We start from the raw sequence: 5,229 nt of genomic DNA, 5'->3' as shown, positions 1-5,229 counted from the left end.
TGTCGGCGGGGTTGGCATATTTCGGTGCGGCGGGCTTGCGGTTCCGCTTGAGCGAGATTTCGCTCAGATCGGCGACCGTCAGGCCGCGTTCACGGGCAAATGCCTCAACCTCGGCCAGCGCCTTGCGGCGCTCGCGGTCCTTGAACTGCTCGATAGCCGCTGTGACATCTTTTTGCAGTTGTTTGAGCTCGTTCAGATTAAGGGTCTCAAGGTCGAACATTCGTAGGTCTCCGGTCAATTAGGCCTGACAGTCAGACCGGATGGCTAAACCCGGATTTGAATGCCGCCTGTGCGTTTCAGACATTTATTTTACACGATTTCTTGTCTCACGCCAGATCATATAAATACCTGAACAAATAATGAGGAGGATTCCCGCCCATGACCATGAATCCGGCCAATCGCCAAATACAAGAACTCCCCAGAGAATGGCCATCGGCATGGCGGCATATTCCAGCGGTGCCACAAGCGCCGCTTCACACAGGCGGTAGGCCTGCGAAATGAGCAGGCCGCCAATGGCGCTTCCCACCCCGGTAATCACGAAGAACGGCCAGTCAGCGGCAGCAGGCCAGACCCAGGCGCGCGTCAGAAACGCCATCGAGGCATGGCCGCCGGTATCAAAGCGCCCGTCGCCAATGGCCAGCCCCACCACGGCGCTGAAAGTTACAAAGGTAAGCTGGATATAAAACGCCAGCGTCGCCGCGCTTTCGGTAACACCCAGCTTGCGCGTCAGCGTGTGCAGCGCGGCATAGGAGGCGGCGGCCAGAAGCGGCAGCAGGGCGATGGGGCTGAACGTGTCAGAGCCGGGCCTGATCATGATCAGCACCCCCAGCAGGCCAAGGCTGATCGCCATCCAGCGGCGCGGACCGACGGTTTCTTTCAGGAAGATGACCGAGAAGATGGCGATGATCATCGGGCTGACAAAGAATATCGCCGTGGCATCGGCCATCGGCATCGCGGCCAGCGCAAGGAAGAACGCCATGTTCGCGCCCACCACGAACAGGCCGCGCAAGACATGCGTGAAGGGGCGGCGCGTACGCATCTGCGAAAAGCCGCCCGTCAGCGGCATGATCAGCAAAAGCGTGATTCCCATGGCGATGACCGAGCGGATGCCGATCACCTGATGCATGGCGTAATCGCTGCTGAGGTATTTCACCGCCATGTCGTTCATGGTGAAACCCATTGTCGCGCCCAGCGCGCAGAGCGCGCCGATTGTCGCGGTTGACCGCACAGCGATCACGGGGCCGACTTGCGCGCGGAGGTCAGGGCGCGGTCCAGCCGGTCGGAAAAGCGCGCGCGGTCCGGCTTGCCAAAGGGCTTGCCGCCGCCCTGCCGGAACGGATCGGCGGCGCGCAGATCGGCGGCAAGGTCGCGCAGGGCCAGAACCTGGCCGATATTGGCGGTCGTCAGCGGCTCGCCGTTGTTCTTGATGACCTGCGCGCCGCCCTCAAGGCAGCGGGCGGCCAGAACCGTATCATCCGTGACCACCACATCGCCCGGCCCTGTCCGATCGGCGATCCAGCGGTCGGCGGCATCGGCGCCCTGATCGACATAGACCATATGCACGAGCGGGTGATCCACAGGCCGGATCCCGCCGTTCGACACCAGATACATCGCCACCCCGTGGCGCAAGGCCACGCGCAACGCTTCCTCGCGCACCGGGCAGGCATCGGCATCAATATACAGGGCGGTCAAAGGGGCCTCGTTGCTTAACAGGTGCAACTTGCGCTACCTGGCCCCAGCGGGCAACCCCTTGTCGCACCATCCGGGCGCAAGGGCGCTTAGTCGCTGATCCGGCAGCAGCCCGAAAGCCCTGCGGTATCGCCCCGCCAGAAAACCTGCACCCGCAGCCCGAACGCCATGTCGCTCATCCCGTCTGAGCAGAGCTCGCCGCGCACCACCGCCATACCCTCACGCGTGCCGGAAAACGGAATGGCCAGCACTGGCGGAAATTCGGTTGTCGGCAGCGCGCCGGTATCGGTGACCAGCTCAAACCCGCCCTCACCCGCCGCATGAAACTCTGCCCGGTGGGTGGGCAGGAAGATGGGCATGCGCCAGAAGGGTTCGGTGCCCAGACAGTTCAGCGCTGTCTGCCCGTCGCGCCAGCTGCCCGCCCCCTCGCGCGTCAGGTAGCGCATGGAGGACCAGCCCGCCCGCTCGCCACTGTTCACAAGACCCCAGCGCCCGTTTTCAGACAGCGCCATCACCTCGATCCCGCGTTGGCCGGGGCGGAACTGGCCGATAATGGGGGCGCCTCCCGCAGGTTCCTCGCGGATGTTGAGCACATCATTGCTGGCAACGCCGGTAACGCGGTGCAGCGATGGGTAATCCTGCGCCGCAGCGGCCCCGGCACAAAGCAGGACGAAAATCAGCAAGAGGTGGCGCATCAGCCGCTCCTATTTCGCGCCCCAGCTGAGGGAGGCGTGTTTGCGTGTGTAAAACTCACCCATCAGCCCGATCACCAGGGCCGCCACCGAAATGACAACCGGATAGATGACCGAGGTGTAATGCGGCGTGTAGTTCAGAAAGGCAAAACCGCGCGCCTGATCAATGGTGTGAAACAGCGGGTTCCAGTCAAAGTAAGGCAGCATGAAGCCGGGCAGTGAATTGGCCACGAACATCTTGCCCGACGCCACCATATTCGCGCGCGAATAGATCTGCGACAGCAGCGGCACCAGCGACGGCGCCCAGGGCTTGAGCGCGAGAAAGATCATGCCGATTGCCACGCCTGAAAACCACGACAGCAGCATCATGAGCAGCGTGCCGAGGGGGTCAAACACCTCAAGCGGTTGCCAGATCGCGTGATACAGAAACAGCACAACGGTCATCGAGAGAATTTGTATATAAAGTTCCCCCAGCGCCGCCGCCCCGATAGCGACGATGGTATTCATCGGCGCATGTTTCATCATCGGCGATGTCGGCCCTTCAGACTGGACCACCGCGCTCATCGCTTTGACATGACACATGAACAGGAAAATGCCGGTCATGACGTAAAGCAGGAAATCGCCGCGAATACCCCGGTTCATCGATCCGATGACGAGAAACATCATGTAAAAGACCAGCACCAGTATCAGCGTCTGCGCGATATTGATCATCAGGCCAACCAACGCGTTTCCGTGCGATTTGCGGATCGAGCGGACGGCAGCGTGAAAGATCAGTTCCAGTATGGTGAAACCCGTAATCAGGGACGACTGGCTGCGGCGGTTGCTGAGCATTTACGCGTCCTTGCGGTTGCACCGGTGAATTGTGGCCGGGGAACCTTGCATTCGGGTTGACGCAAAGGATAATCCGATTGCCAGCGGCGATCAACCGCCACACCGTTACAGGGGACTTTCATGACCGACGCCTTTCATCAAAAGATCGAGACCGTCTTCCGCGCCCTCGCGCTGGAGGCCGGAGCGGCTATTATGGAGGTCTATGGCCGCCCGGAATTCGAATCGCGCGTGAAATCCGATGACAGCCCGGTGACCGAGGCCGACGAGGCCGCCGACGCCCTGATCAGCGCCGGTCTGCACGCGGCCTTTCCCGATATCCTTGTCATCACCGAGGAACAGGCCGCCACCCACAGCCAGAGCGCCGCGCGCTTCATCATCGTCGATCCGCTGGATGGTACCAAGGAATTCGTGCAGCGGCGCGGCGATTTCACGGTCAATATCGCGCTGGTGGAAAACGGCGTGCCCCTGCGCGGCGTGGTCTATGCCCCGGCCAAAGAGCGCATGTTCTACACCCGCGCCGACGGCCAATCGGTGGAAGAGACCGGCCCCTTTGGCCCGCAGACCGGCGCGCAGACGCCGATGAAGGTCAGCACCCCGGACAATGACGCGCTGATGATCGTGGCGTCGAAATCGCACCGGGACGCGGCGACGGATGAATATATCGCGCAGTATAACGTACGCGACATGACCAGCGCGGGTTCGTCGCTGAAATTCTGTCTGGTGGCGACAGGCGAGGCAGATTTCTACCCCCGCCTTGGCCGCACCATGGAATGGGACACCGCCGCCGGGCATGCGGTGCTGCTGGGGGCAGGCGGCACGGTTCTGCGCTTTGATGACCACAAGCCGCTGATCTACGGCAAACCGGGCTATGACAACCCGTTCTTTCTGGCGATGGCACCCGGGGTTACACTGCACTGAACGGGGCGGCGCAAGGCGGTTTATTGTCTCTAAATGAGCAACAGAATTACCGTTTTGCGCCGCATTCCTGCCCGGATCGTCGATCAAATCTGAACCAGTGGCGGCAACAAGCCGCGTGTTTCAGAACAGGTAACGATTCGATGCAGAAGAAAGTCACCAAAGCCGTCTTCCCGATTGCGGGCATGGGCACCCGTTTCCTTCCGGCGACCAAGTCGATTCCGAAAGAGATTCTGACACTGGTTGACCGCCCGCTGATTCAATACGCGATCGACGAGGCGCGCGCCGCCGGGATCACCGAGTTCATCTTCGTCACCTCGCGCGGCAAGGGCGCGCTGGAAGACTACTTTGACCGTGCGCCCGAACTGGAAGCCTCGCTCAAAGCCAAGGGAAAGACCGATCTTCTGGAAATCCTGCAGGCCACGAATATGGATTCGGGCCAGATTGCCTCGGTCCGTCAAAGTGAGGCGCTGGGGCTGGGCCATGCCGTCTGGTGCGCGCGCAACCTGATCGGTGATGAGCCCTTTGCGGTGTTGCTGCCCGATGACGTGATCGCCGCCGACAAGCCCTGCCTGCAACAGATGATCGAGGCCTATGCCGAGACCGGCGGCAACATGGTTGCAGCGATGGAAGTGGCGCCTGAAAAGACCTCATCCTACGGGGTGCTGGATGTGCCCGCCTCGATCAGCCCGGTGATGCCGGTGCAGGGCATGGTGGAAAAACCTGCGCCGGGCACCGCGCCGTCAAATCTGGCCGTGATCGGCCGCTACATCCTGTCGCCGCAGGTGCTGCGCAACCTTGACAGCCATCAGAAGGGCGCAGGCGGCGAGATTCAGCTGACCGATGCGATTGAAAAGGAAATCCGCAATTCGGGCAATGTTTATGGTTTCCGCTTTCAGGGGCGGCGGTTCGATTGCGGCTCAAAAGCCGGGTATCTGCAGGCCACCATCGCCTTTGGTCTGGCGCGCGAAGAACTGCGGGATGAGCTGGAAAGCTATATCTATGACATGATGGCGATGCGTCAGGCTGCTGAATAAACGCCAGCGAGGGCGGTAAGGAGGGGGCTGCCGCCCCCTCTTCGTGCTTTGCACGAATTCACCCC

7 protein-coding genes are annotated in these 5,229 nt (G+C 61.4%); 2 read left to right on the top strand and 5 right to left on the bottom strand.

What is annotated here, in order from left to right; translation table 11 throughout:
- The 5 genes from V7Q53_RS22935 to V7Q53_RS22915 all read right to left on the bottom strand — a co-directional run.
- Window positions 1-220: H-NS histone family protein (locus V7Q53_RS22935; RefSeq protein ID WP_333831317.1), on the bottom strand; the 220-nt coding region annotated here is incomplete at its 3' end.
- Window positions 221-304: 84 nt separating this feature from the next.
- Entirely contained in the window at window positions 305-1,237 is a 933-nt protein-coding gene (locus tag V7Q53_RS22930; protein WP_333831315.1) for a DMT family transporter, read from the bottom strand.
- Window positions 1,234-1,692 carry a YaiI/YqxD family protein gene (locus tag V7Q53_RS22925; protein WP_333831314.1) on the bottom strand — a complete coding sequence of 153 codons (459 nt, stop codon included), beginning with the start codon at window positions 1,690-1,692 and terminating at the stop codon, window positions 1,234-1,236. The genes V7Q53_RS22930 and V7Q53_RS22925 overlap by 4 nt, the downstream gene beginning before the upstream one ends.
- An 86-nt stretch (window positions 1,693-1,778) precedes the next feature.
- The gene (locus V7Q53_RS22920; protein WP_333831312.1) at window positions 1,779-2,384 is read right to left on the bottom strand and encodes an SH3 domain-containing protein; all 606 of its coding nucleotides are present in this window, start codon (window positions 2,382-2,384) and stop codon (window positions 1,779-1,781) included.
- A gap of 9 nt (window positions 2,385-2,393) precedes the next feature.
- Window positions 2,394-3,212 (bottom strand): ABC transporter permease, encoded by an 819-nt coding sequence (locus V7Q53_RS22915; protein WP_333831310.1) that lies wholly within the window; start codon window positions 3,210-3,212, stop codon window positions 2,394-2,396.
- 120 nt (window positions 3,213-3,332) lie between these two features.
- On the opposite strand from V7Q53_RS22915, the gene cysQ reads away from it, so the two are divergent.
- On the top strand, window positions 3,333-4,130 hold the full coding sequence (gene cysQ / locus V7Q53_RS22910; RefSeq protein ID WP_333831309.1) for a 3'(2'),5'-bisphosphate nucleotidase CysQ: 798 nt from the start codon (window positions 3,333-3,335) through the stop codon (window positions 4,128-4,130).
- Window positions 4,131-4,270: 140 nt separating this feature from the next.
- A complete protein-coding gene (galU, locus tag V7Q53_RS22905; protein ID WP_333831308.1) occupies window positions 4,271-5,164 on the top strand; it encodes a UTP--glucose-1-phosphate uridylyltransferase GalU in 894 nt (297 codons plus the stop codon).
- The last annotated feature ends 65 nt before the right edge of the window (window positions 5,165-5,229 follow it).

The sequence above is a fragment of the Pararhodobacter sp. genome, assembly GCF_036802785.1.
Lineage (GTDB): Bacteria > Pseudomonadota > Alphaproteobacteria > Rhodobacterales > Rhodobacteraceae > Pararhodobacter.
This window is presented reverse-complemented; position numbering and strand designations above follow the sequence as displayed.

Bases quoted from the DNA above. Each gene is read 5' to 3' on its own strand.
- V7Q53_RS22920 (WP_333831312.1), bottom strand. From the start codon at position 2,384: ATGCGCCACCTCTTGCTGATTTTCGTCCTGCTTTGTGCCGGGGCCGCT.
- V7Q53_RS22915 (WP_333831310.1), bottom strand. From the start codon at position 3,212: ATGCTCAGCAACCGCCGCAGCCAGTCGTCCCTGATTACGGGTTTCACC.
- cysQ (WP_333831309.1), top strand. From the start codon at position 3,333: ATGACCGACGCCTTTCATCAAAAGATCGAGACCGTCTTCCGCGCCCTC.
- galU (WP_333831308.1), top strand. From the start codon at position 4,271: ATGCAGAAGAAAGTCACCAAAGCCGTCTTCCCGATTGCGGGCATGGGC.